Below are 13888 nucleotides of genomic sequence, written 5' to 3'. Positions count from 1 at the left end.
AATGAGTGATGCAGAATTTCGGATCAGCCGCCGGTTGGCCATGGGATCAACTCTAGCCGCAGGTGCTGCATTTGCGCTGCCGGGTTGTAATGAGATGTCTGCAACCGCACCAACCGCTGCCACTTGGATCCGCAGCAGCGTGACTACGACGGAGGGCAAGGCCCAGCTCAAAACCTATAAGTTAGCGATCAAAAAGATGCTCGCGCTGCCTCCGACCGATCCACGCAACTGGTATCGTCAGGCGATCCTTCATCTGATCGATTGTCCGCACGGCAATTGGTGGTTCTTCAACTGGCATCGGCCATTCGTGGGATACTTCGAGGAAATTTGCCGTGACCTGACGGGTGATGCCTCATTCGCATTGCCATATTGGGATTGGACGGCTGATCCGTTCTTGCCAACCGAATTCTGGGGCGCGGACAAGCATCCCAATTATCTCGATCCAACGAGCTCGTATTTCTACCAGAGCTCAACAGACTTAATGAACAATTTTGATGGTGCGATCGATGCATTCTGGACTGGTTTGACGACGGATCAGAAGGCAATGCTGGCAAAGCGGCATGGACTTACAACACTCCCAGCTCTCAAAGCAGGCGTAAAAGGATCATATGCGGGCGGTGCGAATGCTCGCGGCGCGCTCGCGCAAAATGGGCAATTGAACAAATACGCGACTGATGCAGTCGCCTTGTCGGTGCTGCAAACCGGCCTTGCGGCGACCGATTTCGACAAACCCAAGCCACCGCCCCTACCAAGTGACAAAATCTTCAATTCGCCGATTACCACCAATCATAGTGAGATCGCAGGTTTTGAAGTCATCGAGGGTCAGCCGCACAACAATGTACACGACAGTATTGGCGGCTTGATGGCGCGCTTTCTTTCGCCGGTCGATCCAATCTTCTGGCTACACCACGCGAACATCGACAGGATTTGGACGGTTTGGGCTGCTAATCAAGAAGCAGCCGGACGCTCTGAAAAGCCGTCAGCCGGTGTTTCCGCACAATACTATAGCGAGGAATATCTCTTCTTCGTTGATGGATCTGGCAGGCCGGTAACGCGCAAGATCACAGCGTCAGACTACATGACCACTGCCAGTTTCGACTATGCCTATGCTGGGGGCTCGCAAATTTCCGCTCCAACGGAAGATATCTCAGTGACTGGAACTGAACCCTATTCAATCGAAGCCGAAATTCAGAAGTCGGAATTCAGCGTCGGTGACCCCGCGACGGCCGATGCAGCACAGCAAGACGGCGGAACAGTGGCATTGGATGGGCGCAATGCGGCGGAACTGGATGGTTTTGCACGGATCAACTTCACGCCGATTGAGCAGGGTAATTATCGCTACAATCTGTACCTAACCTCTGCCGGTGAGAGCCCTGACTTCGACATCAATGGAAAGGACTATGTCGGGACCTTCGTATTCTTCGGGACCCCGCATGTGATCCAGGAAACCCCGGTCACGATATCACTAAAAGCGTGGCTGGAAGAGAATCAGGATCGGCTTGGCGAGGACCTCACAGTGCACTTTAACGCCGAAACCACCGAAACTAGTGCAAGCTTTGCGAGCAGTGAAGTCAGCCCCGCTGGGTCAGGGCAACTGAACTCAATCACTCTACATATCTACTAGTCGAGTGCTGTCAGACTAACGCGAACTCGTCTCTGCTAGGCGTAGAGCGCCCTACCCTCGTCGTCCGTCAGCCCATGAGATTTTGCCACTCAGTCAGTGCGGCTGAGCGGGTTGATTTGTAGGTTTGTCTGTCGGTGAGGTGGCGATCGGAGTTGAAGTGGTTGTGGACGTTAGCGTGCACAGACGCGAATTTCTGCAGGCTCTTCATCCTCAGAAATCGCTGCATCACGCGCTCTCTTCTTCGTAACGGTAAGTGCGATTTTTCAGCTCGATTGTTCTTCCACCTACCCATCTCACGGAGGCCTTCAATGCCGAGATCATTCATGGCCGCCGGGTATGATCGCAGACCGCCAGTCACAACTTCGACAGGACTACTGTGCCGCTTCAACACTTTCTTGAAGAACGCCAAAGCCGCCGATTTATATCGCTTCTTCGTGACGTAGCTCTCGAGTATTTCGCCTTCGTGGTCGACCGCCCGCCAGAGGTAGTGCGTCTCGCCGCCCACCTTCACGAACATCTCATCAAGGTGCCAGCACCACTGCTTGAAACCGCGCATCCGGCTAATCCGATGGCGTTTGATATCGGCCGCAAACATCGGCCCAAACCGGTTCCACCAGAACCGCACTATCTCATGACAAATGTCGATCCCACGCTCGATCAGCAGGTCTTTCACGTTCCGCAAGCTCAGTGGAAATCCCACTTACATCATCACAACCAGTCGGATGACCTCAGACAAAAGTTGAAACGGAGAAACGGGCTGGCTGCTCACGCCCCATTTCCGGGCATTCGAAAGAGCAAGAATGGGTCAGGAGAGGTTTACTCCTGACCCAGTAGTCTTGAGTTTTAGAACTCTCCTGCGATGCCTGCCCGCACGCTGGTGGAGTTACCGCCTGCGTAGGTTACCCCTGCGGTGATGGCGAAGTCGCCTTCGAACCGGTGCATCAGGCCAGCGGAGAAACCAACTTCGCCGCGGTACGTCGCGACATTGCTGGCATAGCTGGTCTTGCCCGCTGCACTTGGGAAGTGCGGAGAGGCTTGCGCTGCGATCGAGGCAATGCCCCGCTGTGCATCGCGGTCAATTGTGCTGGTGAGGTCGAACAAAGTGTTCACCCTTCCTGACAGCGCATCGAACTGAGCGGTTCCCACTTGTGAAACGGTGTTGAGGGCGCGGCGGACATTGTCGACTGAGGCGGCGGTTGCAACGCTCTGGCGGCCAAGCGTGCCATTCGCGTCGACGGTCACCGCATCCACGGGGCCAACCTGCGCAGCCGTGGAGGCGTCAATGTCGCCAATCCGCACCGAGGATCCATCTCCGCCCAGCGCAACCTGATTGTTCGCAGTGGACGCTGCCTGAAAGCCAACTGCGGTCGAATTGTTGTGCGTCACGCTCGCCTCGCGGCCAACAGCGGTACCAAATTGTGCGGTTACCTCGCTTGAGCTGCCCACCGCTGTACCCGCGCTGCCGCTGACATTGGCTTGAAAACCAACCGCAGCCGCTGAGTTGGCTGTCGCAGCGATGTTCACACTAGTCCCAATGCCGGTCGAGAAAGCGCCCTCAACGCGGGCTGAGTTGCCGATTGCGGTCGCATTGAGCGACCGCGCTTGAGAACCCGTCCCAAAAGCCGACGTCCCGTTCGAAGTCGCGACCGAGCGCGCACCCACAGCCGTAGCCAAAGCGCCATTGGTCCGCGCCCTTGCGCCAAACACAGACGCCTCCTGACCAATCGCAATCGTACCCGACCCCACAGCACTCGCATCCTGACTGCTCGCAACAGAATCCACACCCAGCGCAACAGAGTCTTCGCCGCCAGCAACACTGCTGAGACCAATTGCGATCGCCCTATCTTCCTGTGCCTGCGCACCTGCGCCAAGCTCGCCTGAGCCTCCAGCGCCAAGAGCAATCGAGCCGGATCCCAATGCCTGTGCTTCGGCGCCTAAGGCAGTCGAAGCAAAACCAGACGCATTGGCATCAAAACCAATGCCTGTGGAGTTGGCCTCAACGGCTTGCGAACTTGCTCCCAACGCCAATGAATTTGTTTGGCTAGCGTTGGCATCTGCACCCAGAGCGATCGCTCGGTCGGCGGTTGCTTGCGCACCGGCGGAGCCTCCTTGTCCGTCTGACCCGATGGCGATGGAACCAACACCAGTGGAGTCAGCGAGGCGACCAATAACGATAGAATTGCTGCCGCTGGCCACACTGGCAATCCCGAGAGCAACAGCAGTGAAGCCGGTCGCCTCTGCGCTTCTTCCCACAGCAGTGCCGAACTCTGTTGCACGAGCGAGGCCCCCGACGGCTACTGCACTCACCCCTGAACTAGACGCGCCAGCACCGATGGTGACGCCGTCGAGCCCGGTTGCCGTAGCGTTTTGGCCGATTGCGATCGAAGTCGATCCGGATGCGTTGGCTTGATTGCCGATCCCGATATTGCCGGAGGAACTGGCTTGAGCGGTGTTACCAATCGCAATCGTGTTGGTCGCGCTGGCCGAAGAAGATACGCCGATCGCTACTGCCTGTCCTGCGCCAGCATTAGCACGCGCTCCAATTGCTGTTCCCCCAGCGATAGCGGTGGCGTCAAAGCCCACTGCGGTTGCTTCCAACTCTGCATTCGCCGAGGCTCCGATTGCGATTGCGCTGTTCCCAGCCGTTGTTGCTCCCGCGCCCACGGCAAGTGCATTAAATTGACCAGCGTTGGCATTGAAACCGACGGCGATGGCTTGCTGCGCCGATGCATCTGCAGGGCCAATGGCAATTGCGCCGAGGCCGCCAGCATCTGAATTGGGGCCAACAGCAGTCGCATTTACACCATTTGCTAAGGAGTTAAATCCGAGCGCAATTGCATTGGCGGCATCAGCATCGGCGCCCGCGCCAAATGCGGATGCCCCATTGCCAGTTGCGCGCGTGATTCCATTGGCGCCACTGCTGTCAGCATCGCCACCAACCGCCACCGCGCCAACGCCTGTGGCGACAACATCATTGCCGATGGCGAGCGAGCCAGCTCCAGTGGCCCTGGCAAAACTGCCTAACGCGGTCGCTCCGTCACCGGTCAGATTGTCAGGATTGGCATTCGCACTAAAGCCGCATGCAAAAGATTCGCCGTCGCCATTGTCGTCTGCAAAACCGTCGGTGTCGACATTGCTATCGGCGTCACCGTCATCATTAGTGTCGAGCAGGCACGTATCTGCGGCTGCAGAATCTGGCGTGCCTAGGACAGTTGCGATCACGCCGACTGCGGCGGCGGTCATCAAAATCTTACGCATATCGTCTTCCCCTTGGTTTATCCCGCAGACTGGAGATTAAGAGGCGGATTCGTCTGAAGCTTCCACATCCCAGCCTGTCCTAAATTTCTGAGGGGGAGATAGATGCCTTGCGGCGGCCAACACCATACCGCGATCGCGGTATGGTGATCGGCCGATTGTGGGGTATGCTGGCCCAGTTCGAGTGTTTTATAGGTGCTGCCACATGATCCGGGTTGCCATTATTGAAGATGATCCGGCTATGCGCGATCTGCTGTCGCATGCGGTAGACTTATCTGAGGATATGATCCTGAATGGTACGGCGGAAAATTGCGCAGCTGGCTCAGGCATGATTGAGGCAGGCGGTTATGACGTCTTGCTGTGTGATTTGGGCCTGCCCGATGGCAGCGGGGTGGATCTGATCCGGGAAGAGGTCTTAACCGGCCGGGATACCGATATCTTGGTGATTACGATCTTCGCGAACCAAGCCAAGGTACTGGACGCGGTTCGGGCGGGTGCCCGCGGGTATTTGCTCAAAGACGAGCGGATTGAGGACTGCATTGAAGCGATCCGAAATATCCGCAAGGGTGGCTCCCCCATCAGCCCGGTGATAGCGCGGCAATTGCTTGGGGAGATCAAGCCTGACCTGGCAAGTGCGACAGTGCCGATGGCTTCGCCCCTGTCAGATCGCGAATTTGAGGTGCTGCACCTGCTCGCGCGCGGATTTTCGAATGCCGAATGCGCGGATATCTTGAGCGTATCGGGCCATACCGTTGGCACACACGTCAAAAACATCTATCGCAAGTTGGAGGTCAACAGCCGAGCGGAGGCGTTGTTTGAAGCTTCATCACAGGGGCTACTCGCGCGCGAGTAGGATGGGGATGCGCGCATTAGCGATACGGATCGCCCTATTATGCCTTGTGTTTCTCGCTTCACCAAGCGCTCTGCTGGCCCAGACCGCCGCCCCCTTTGAAGTGATTGAGTCGCGATCAGGCCCGATCATCGAGTTTACCAAGGGCGACTTTATCTTATCGGACGGGATCAAGTTTCCTGATGAGGGTTGGGAAAAACTGCCGAACCCAGCCCTTTACCGGATAAACGAAAACAAATGGCGGATTGGTGACACACACAGCCTGAACGCACGGTTCCGGTTTGATCGCAGCGTGCTTGGCACCGGCCCTATCGCTTTGCATACGATCAGTACGCGCAACAATATCACTGTGCTGATCAATGGGACCGAAATTTATCGTAATTTTGCGCAGATTTCAGATCAAATGAACACACGGTACCGGCCTATCCTTATTCCGGTTCCTGCTAAAGTTCTAAAACCGGGCCCAAATGAGATAATCTTCCAGGTCTACTCAGAAGAATCCCTCGGAACAGGCCGGGTTTTGTTGGGCTCACAAATCGCGTTAGAGGCCTTTCATCAATCGAAGTTCTTTTGGCATATTACCGCCCCTAGCACCGCAAACTTTGTAACGCTGTTTATTGGCATGCTTGTCTTTCTGTTTTGGCTTGGCCGCAGGCAAGAGATTCATCTGCTCTGGCTGTCCTTCTCGACCGTTCTATGGTTCTTGCGGAATTACCAATACTACGCTGCACAAACGCCGTTTGAATTGGGCGCGCTGGGCGTTACTGTGTTCACGACGATGTACGTTCATATGGCTTATTTTGCCACGGCGGCCACGGCTGCTTTCTATCTTTGTTTCACCAAAACTGCATACCGAGAATTGTTAATTTTAACGATATTCACCTTCGGCATTTTCCTGTCTTCGGTGCACATCTTGTTCACCGGTACGGATCTCATTCTGTATGTGCCAACGACGATGGTCATATTGGGAATGTCGGCCCTCGGTTTCGTGAACTTAATGCGTAATCGTAACATTGAACATGGTGTTCTCGGAATCGTAATATTGGCGGCGCCGCTGGTAGCATTGTATGATCTTTACGCTGAGATCACATATCAAGGCGATGGCAGTGCCACCTATATTTCGCTCTTCGGCGGTCTGCTTTACACTACAGCATTTGTTATCTCTTTTGGTAAAAGAGCGCTCGATGCCTTAGTCGATTTGAGCAATTCCAATGTGCTGCTAGAACAAGGTATTGCGGACACACGTGCAGAACTAGCGGTAAGCGAAGCAGCCCGGCATAAATTGTTGGTAGAGCAAACCTTAGCTGGAGAGCGAGGTCGCTTGATGCAGGAAATGCACGATGGGATCGGGTCCAATCTTATCACTGCCTTAGCTGTGGCGCGTCGACAGAACCATCCAGAGACTACGATAAATACTCTCAATCGTGCGCTCAATGATCTGAAGATAACGGTCGATTCATTGGAACCGATCGAAGGCGATTTGATCGCGCTCATTGGCAATCTTCGCCACCGCATGGCGGGCGATTTGCATGATGCTGGTATCGCCTGCAAATGGGAGGTGGAGGACTGCAAACCGCTATCATGGCTCGATCCGAGCAATGCGCTCCATGTGCTGCGGATCATGCAAGAAGCGGTTGGAAACGTGTTACTTCATTCAAAAGCCACCGAAATCACAATCGGATGCAAGGAAAAGGCGGAGGACGGCGTCGAGGGGATCGCCTCTTATGTGATTGACAATGGCTGGGGGTTTGACGGAAGCATTCCTCTTCACGGCAAGGGGTTAAGCAATATGAAGTCCCGAGCGCAGTCTTTGCATGGCAGCCTATCCTATCATTCTCAACCCGGTGGAGGTTGCACGATTACGCTCTGGTTGCCCTACGCAAGATAGAACTAACTTTTCTCAGCGTCGGGACGTGCCCTCCACGCTTTCAATCATACACTTGCGCCATCGGGAAGAATCGTTCGCGAATGTCCGCTTACACCCCCAGTAGCAGTCCAAACTCTGATCAGGTTGCAATCGGAGAAGCCGTCTGACAGCTTCTCCTCAAGCGGTGAAAAAGCTACTGGTCTGCTTTCGACCCAAGTCCAGACATTGGTCACCGCACCGATTGTTGAGGCCTATTGTTTGTGCAGAATGCAGGTTTTGCCCTTAAGTTTTTCTGTAGGTTTACTAGCGGCGAGCGTGGTTGTGTACAGAACGCTCTTGCTTAGTGTGCCTTCAATGTGTTGTTTTTCGGCTGGGTATGCGCTCGATTCGAGTGCTCGAACAGGGTGGGGGAATATGCACAAATCGTTGTTGAGACGCTTAATGGTCGGCGCCTCCGCTGGCGCGATCAGTCTGGCGATAGCAAGCGCAGCCAATGCTCAGTCAAGCACCGAAACATACAGTTACGATGAACTCGGAAGATTGGTGAAGGTCGAAACGAGTGGCGGCCAGAACAATAATGAAACTCGGGCTATCTGCTATGATGATGCGGGCAATCGCACGACTTACGAAGCAGTAACCGGCAGTCAGACGCAAAACTGTCCTGTGCCGCCCCCGTCTTCTCCGCCTTCACCGCCGCCTCCACCTCCACCGCCTCCACCTCCAAGCAATTCGCCGCCCAATGTGGTGAGTGAGAACTTCGGCGTTTCATGCGCAGGTGGCACTTATAACGTCCTTAGCAACGACAGCGATCCGGATGGAGATCCGATTAGCTTTGTCGTCAATGGCGGCGCTCCGGTGGGAGCTTATAAATCGAGCGCAACGAATATTACGGTAAGCGGCGTAACTCAGCCTGGCACCTACACGGTCGGATACACGGTGAGTGATAACCAAGGTAATTCGGCGGTCGGGGGGCTGAATCTCACTTGGGTGAATAGCTCGTCGTGCGGCGGTGGAGGTCCTGAACTATGACCAATAGACTTTCCCTTTTTGGCGTTACGTTGGCTACGCTTTCCTTCGCAGCTGCTTCGCCGCCCGCTTTGGCGCAACAAGACGATCCGCTTCGGACATTCCCTCAAGTTGACGCGATGTCACCGCTCGGTGTTGATATGCAATCGGGGCAGTTTACCCAGCAGGGCACCGACATGCAGATGGGACCAATTACGGTTGACCATTACGTCCGTTCCAAAGGGCCTGGCGCTCCGCTAGGAGATAAGCCCCCGTCCTCGTTTGCGACGAGTTTGCACGGGTTTACCGATGTTTACACAGTCAATGGCCCGGGCGGAACCACAGCGACCGTCTACATCGGCACGCTAAGGATCTCGTTCAAGACTCTATCTGGCGGCGGCTTCTTCCCATTGGATTCCAGCAATACGGGTTGGAAGATGGTATCGAGCGGTGGGCAATGGGTGCTGACCAACAAATCAGGCGATGAATATCGGTTCGATCTCCATCCTGGGCTTTCACAGTTCGAACGGAGGCTAACCTCGCGCCTCAGTGCTGATGGTCATAAAATGACCTACAGTTATGACAGCTCAGCCCGGCTCACCCGGGTGAGTAGCAATCGCGGCTACAGAGTGAACCTTCAATATTCTGGCAACACCGTCACTGCATGCGGTTTTAACTTGTCGATTAACTCTAATCCAACAAGTTGCTCTGGCGCGCTGCAACGCGTTGTATACGGGCGTGACAGCTCGTTGAGGCTTACATCGATCACTGGTGTCGACAATACCGTCGTCGGCATCCAATATCTCACTGATATAGGGGGCGTATACCCTACCTGCGTAACACTTCCAGATAGCAGCACTTGCCGGGTTCAAAACACCTACTATCGGCTGCCTCCAGGTCAGACCCTCGTGCCAGGCCATACTCGGTTTTATCACGTTGTGGAGCAAACCACGGCAGAGGGCGAGGTTTGGAAATACAACCACGCGGCGGTCGAGAATTTTCCAGAAGATTATACGCCGTATGTAGGTGAGATCCAGCAATCCTACTCAGGGATAACTCCACCTGGAGCCACAAGCATCCAGACCGGCAGAACTGCATTCACATTTGGTAATGGCTTCATGGAGCGCGTGACTAGCCCTGCTGGACAAACAGACTATTCCTATTCCTCGAATGCCTCCTATTTGGTCCAGATCAACACACCGCTGAACGGATCGGTGTATTCTACCATCCACTATTACAGCCTCTACCCTTCGAAGGTGACCTATCCGGAAGGCAATTCAATTTCTTTCACGCGCGACTGGGCCGACAATGTCACCTTGCGCACAGAAACACCTAAGCCAGGGTCAGGTCTAGCCAGTAAATCGACAGGATGGGTTTATCCGACCAGCTATAAGTGGTCTTCGCCCAGCATTTGCGCTGCTGCTGATGTGCTGTGTGATAAGCCAACAAAGATCATCGATCAGCGCGGCAACGAAACAGATATTACCTATGATCCGGCACATGGCGGCGTGCTTACGCGGACCAGCCCGCCCGATGCCAGCGGCATAAGGCCCCAGACACGCTATTATTACGTGCAACGCAACGCCCGCAATGCCAGCGGCACGGCGCTGCAACCGCCAATTTGGGTGCTTGATCGCGAGGAATATTGCGTCAGCACATCTGCCTCGGGCAATGGATGTACCGGCGGAGGCGCGGATGAGGTTGTGACGACCTATGATTACGGGCCAACGACTGGCCCGAACAACCTGTTCTTGCGGGGCACCGCAGTAACCGCAGATGGTGAGACTCTGCGGACTTGCTACCAATATGACAACCTCGGTCGAAAGATTGCTGAGACACAGCCCAAAGGGACCGGGGGAGCTGCCCATGAAGCGTTCGGCAATCAGCCCCATCGATCTGGCGATACTCTCGCTTAGCGTCGCTGCATCGCTTGGAGCGGCGAGTGCTGCATCTGCTCAGTCATCGGCATCTAATTACACCTCAGCCGCGCGTTATGACGCTAAGGGCCGCGTAACTGGCACGATTGCGCCTGATCCCGATGGCACAGGGCCATTAAAGCACCAGGCCACCCGCACGACTTATGATGCCCGCGGCAATGCTATCAAAGTGGAAACAGGTGAGCTCTCCGTTTGGAAGAGTGAGAATATCGCGCCTTCAAACTGGGGCGGTGACTTTACGGTCCTTACCACCGCTGAGACCACCTATGATTTGATGAGCCGTAAGCTCACTGACAAAGTGATTGGTGCCAACAATGTAGCCGTCGGTCTTACTCAATACAGCTATGATAGCTGGGGCAGGCTTGAATGCACGGCGGCCAGAATGAACCCCGCTGCCTATGGCTCATTGCCTGCGAGTGCCTGCGTGCAAGGCACACCGGGTTCTGACGGCGGGGACCGGATTACCAAGACAGTTTATGATGCTGCAAGCAGAGTGGTGCAAACGCGCAAAGCGGTGGGCGCGCCGATTGAAATTGCGGACTCGACCTATTCCTACACGCCCAATGGCCAGCTGGAATATGTAATTGATGCCAACGGTAACCGCGCGAAGTTGGAATATGATGGCTTTGACCGTCAGACGAAATGGATATTCCCGGCCAAGACGCGGCCTGCCGCGTTCAACAATGCCACGCCTGCAACCGCGCTCAGCACAGCTGGTTCGCTCAATACAAGCGATTACGAAGCCTACACTTACGACAACAGTGGCAACCGCCTATCCTTGCGCAAGCGCGATGGCTCGGTCATCAATTACGAATACGATGACTTGGGTCGCATGACCAAGAAGGTCATTCCCGATAGGGCTGGTCTATCCAGCGCGCATGAGAAGGACGTCTATTACTCTTACGATCTGCGCGGGCTGCCGATCAAAACCCGGTTCAACTCACTCAATAGTGTTGGCCAGACCAACACCTATGACGGGTTCGGCCGCCTTGACTACACCACTGACAGCACAGCAGGCCAAGGTGCGCGGCGGATATTCTTCGAGTATGACGCCAACGGCAATCGGACGGAGATCAAGCACCCGGATGGACTGTACTTTGGCTACGAATACGATGGCCTCAATCGCCCAACGCGTATCCTGCAAACTACCTCTCAAATTGCCCTTTTTGAGTTTAATGAACGGGGTCTGCCAGAGGGCGCCGATTTTGGATTTGGCTCGTATGACAACACGCGCGCTTACGGCTATGACGCGGTAGGGCGCCTGAACCAGCTCGACCTGAACCTCCATGGGCTCACCGGGGATGTCACATGGGATTACACCCGCAATCCGGCCTCGCAGATCCTGACCGAGACGCAGAGCAACGATACTTACAGCTGGGACGGTCACGTCAATCTCAACCGCAGCTATCAGACCAACGGCCTTAATCAATATGAGGGCGCAGGTTCTACGGCGTTTTGTTATGATGCCAATGGCAATCTGACCTTTGATGGTACAAACGTCTATCTTTACGATGTTGAAAATCGCCTGGTTGCACGGCGCGCTAAGGTCAATGCTGACTGCAATAACCTCAGCTATACTGGCCGTTTGATCGCGGAACTCTTTTATGACCCGCTAGGGCGCTTGTATAGATCACAGGGCGACTACGAGGCGCGGCGTTTCTATCTCTACGATGGCAATGCGCTGATCGCGGAATACGATATCAATGGCGTGATGATCAATCGCTATGTTCACGGCGCCAACCCAGGCGCGGACGATCCGCTGGTCTGGTATCCCAGCGATGGACAAGCCTCACACTTGCGGCGCTATCTTCACTCCGATCCTCGCGGCTCGATCGTTGGAGTTACGACGTATTATGGCCTTCCCATGGCTAAGAACACTTATGACGAATATGGCATACCTGGTTCATCAAACGAGGGCCGGTTCCAGTACACCGGCCAGACCTGGCAAAAGAACGTCGGCATGTACTATTACAAGGCCCGGTTCTACTCACCCACCCTGGGCCGGTTCCTCCAAACCGATCCCATCGGATACGAAGACCAGTACAACCTCTACGCATACGTCGGAAATGACCCGATAAATATGGTGGATCCTACAGGGCTTCAGACACACGATCCAACTGTCTTAGGACTTAATCACGCTCGCGATGCGGGCGCGATTTCTCAGGACCAACACGATACCTTCATTCAAGCAGTTCATGATGGAAACGCTACTGCTGCTTCGATGACCCCGATAGGAGGGGGAGCCGCTATTGTGGTAACCGCTCCACAAAAAGCGGGATTTTTCACCCGGGTAGGTCGATTCTTTAAGAGGCTGTTTGGTGGATCGGACGACGCGAAGAAAGTTACTGTATCCCGTTCAACTAGCCCAGATTCCGCACGCCATTTGGAAGAATCCGGTGCGACAGGACGACGTTTAACCGTTGATCGTGCTGGCCGCGATCAGAGGCGTCGGGACAATATGCGCGGCACACAAACGCGGTCTGGGACAGACCGCGATGAGTCACCGCCTGCGGTGTTCAGGGAGAGCGAAAATGCTAGTGTTCGTAACATCCCTAGCTCGGACAACCGAAGCTCTGGAGCTCAGATTGGAAATCAAATCCGAGATGTGCCAGACGGAGGATGTGTTAGAATTGAAATCTGTCCCTAGTTTCTGATCATGGAGAACATCCGAAGATTGATCGAATGTGCAAACGGTCCAATTGGCGCAGACTGCCATGAGGTTTCCCTCCCTCAAAACCTCGTTCCACAAGCGGCTCAGTTGCTATCTGTAAGAGACGGATTTTATGCCTTTGAAGGTGCGTTACTTGTTCGACCAGTTCACGATGCGGCAAACGTTTTGGGTTTGGTGACATGGAACTCGTTTGATTTATGGAAGAGCCATTATTCCGATATCGGTATCGATATTCAGAGCTACACTTTCTTCGCCGAGAATATCTTCGGCGAGCAATTCTTTCTAGCTGACGATTGGGTTGGTCAGTTTGATCCAGAGACCGGTGAGAGCCACAAGATTGCTGACGATCTTGAAGCTTGGGCGGGTGAAGTCCTCACAGACTGCGATTATCTGACCGGCCATGGGCTAGCCCACCAATGGCAAGAAGCTCATGGTCGATTGCCCGAAGGCTCGCGTTTGATCCCTAAGGTTCCGTTTGTATTACAGGGTGAGTTTGATGTCTCCAACCTCGTCGCCAAGTTGGAGTTGGAAGCCATCACAATCCGTGCGCAACTCGCGTCACAATTGGTCGGACTGAAAGATGGTGAGACCATCACTTTTGAGATTACCGACTAAAGAAGTTCCCCCATTGAACGGACCGGTGTTGTCAGACTAACGTGGGTCGGTGCTGTCAGTCTAA

At 54.6% G+C, this 13888-nt stretch carries 8 protein-coding genes and 1 pseudogene; 7 read left to right on the top strand and 2 right to left on the bottom strand.

What is annotated here, in order from left to right; all coding sequences use genetic code 11:
* The first annotated feature begins 1 nt into the window (after position 1).
* Positions 2-1624: a tyrosinase family protein gene (locus tag AC0V6Z_RS09445; RefSeq protein WP_472638263.1), complete on the top strand. Its 1623-nt coding sequence runs from the start codon at positions 2-4 to the stop codon at positions 1622-1624.
* A gap of 67 nt (positions 1625-1691) precedes the next feature.
* Here the strand turns inward: AC0V6Z_RS09445 and AC0V6Z_RS09440 are convergent.
* Together AC0V6Z_RS09440 and AC0V6Z_RS09435 are read right to left on the bottom strand one after the other, a co-directional pair.
* Positions 1692-2333: pseudogene (locus AC0V6Z_RS09440) on the bottom strand (IS6 family transposase).
* 134 nt (positions 2334-2467) lie between these two features.
* Positions 2468-4882, bottom strand: coding sequence for a YadA family autotransporter adhesin (locus tag AC0V6Z_RS09435; RefSeq protein ID WP_472638262.1), 2415 nt, complete (start codon positions 4880-4882; stop codon positions 2468-2470).
* Positions 4883-5084: 202 nt separating this feature from the next.
* On the opposite strand from AC0V6Z_RS09435, the gene AC0V6Z_RS09430 reads away from it, so the two are divergent.
* The 6 genes from AC0V6Z_RS09430 to AC0V6Z_RS09405 all read left to right on the top strand — a co-directional run bounded on the left by AC0V6Z_RS09430 (position 5085) and on the right by AC0V6Z_RS09405 (position 13824).
* On the top strand, positions 5085-5732 hold the full coding sequence (locus tag AC0V6Z_RS09430; protein WP_472638261.1) for a LuxR C-terminal-related transcriptional regulator: 648 nt from the start codon (positions 5085-5087) through the stop codon (positions 5730-5732).
* 7 nt (positions 5733-5739) lie between these two features.
* Positions 5740-7617 carry an ATP-binding protein gene (locus AC0V6Z_RS09425; RefSeq protein WP_472638260.1) on the top strand — a complete coding sequence of 626 codons (1878 nt, stop codon included), beginning with the start codon at positions 5740-5742 and terminating at the stop codon, positions 7615-7617.
* Positions 7618-8037: 420 nt separating this feature from the next.
* A complete protein-coding gene (locus AC0V6Z_RS09420; RefSeq protein ID WP_472638259.1) occupies positions 8038-8625 on the top strand; it encodes an Ig-like domain-containing protein in 588 nt (195 codons plus the stop codon).
* Positions 8626-8654: 29 nt separating this feature from the next.
* Positions 8655-10517, top strand: a complete 1863-nt coding sequence (locus tag AC0V6Z_RS09415) for a hypothetical protein (RefSeq protein ID WP_472638258.1) — start codon at positions 8655-8657, stop codon at positions 10515-10517.
* Positions 10468-13185, top strand: a complete 2718-nt coding sequence (locus AC0V6Z_RS09410) for an RHS repeat-associated core domain-containing protein (protein WP_472638257.1) — start codon at positions 10468-10470, stop codon at positions 13183-13185. The genes AC0V6Z_RS09415 and AC0V6Z_RS09410 overlap by 50 nt, the downstream gene beginning before the upstream one ends.
* Before the next feature lie 198 nt (positions 13186-13383).
* The gene (locus AC0V6Z_RS09405) at positions 13384-13824 is read left to right on the top strand and encodes a hypothetical protein (protein ID WP_472638256.1); all 441 of its coding nucleotides are present in this window, start codon (positions 13384-13386) and stop codon (positions 13822-13824) included.
* Positions 13825-13888: the final 64 nt, after the last annotated feature.

It is taken from the genome of Erythrobacter sp. SN6-5 (assembly GCF_057364945.1).
This window is presented reverse-complemented; position numbering and strand designations above follow the sequence as displayed.

Coding starts and splice junctions, on each gene's coding strand:
- AC0V6Z_RS09410 (WP_472638257.1), top strand. CDS start 10,468: ATGAAGCGTTCGGCAATCAGCCCCATCGATCTGGCGATACTCTCGCTT.
- AC0V6Z_RS09420 (WP_472638259.1), top strand. CDS start 8,038: ATGGTCGGCGCCTCCGCTGGCGCGATCAGTCTGGCGATAGCAAGCGCA.
- AC0V6Z_RS09425 (WP_472638260.1), top strand. CDS start 5,740: ATGCGCGCATTAGCGATACGGATCGCCCTATTATGCCTTGTGTTTCTC.
- AC0V6Z_RS09435 (WP_472638262.1), bottom strand. CDS start 4,882: ATGCGTAAGATTTTGATGACCGCCGCCGCAGTCGGCGTGATCGCAACT.
- AC0V6Z_RS09445 (WP_472638263.1), top strand. CDS start 2: ATGAGTGATGCAGAATTTCGGATCAGCCGCCGGTTGGCCATGGGATCA.
- AC0V6Z_RS09430 (WP_472638261.1), top strand. CDS start 5,085: ATGATCCGGGTTGCCATTATTGAAGATGATCCGGCTATGCGCGATCTG.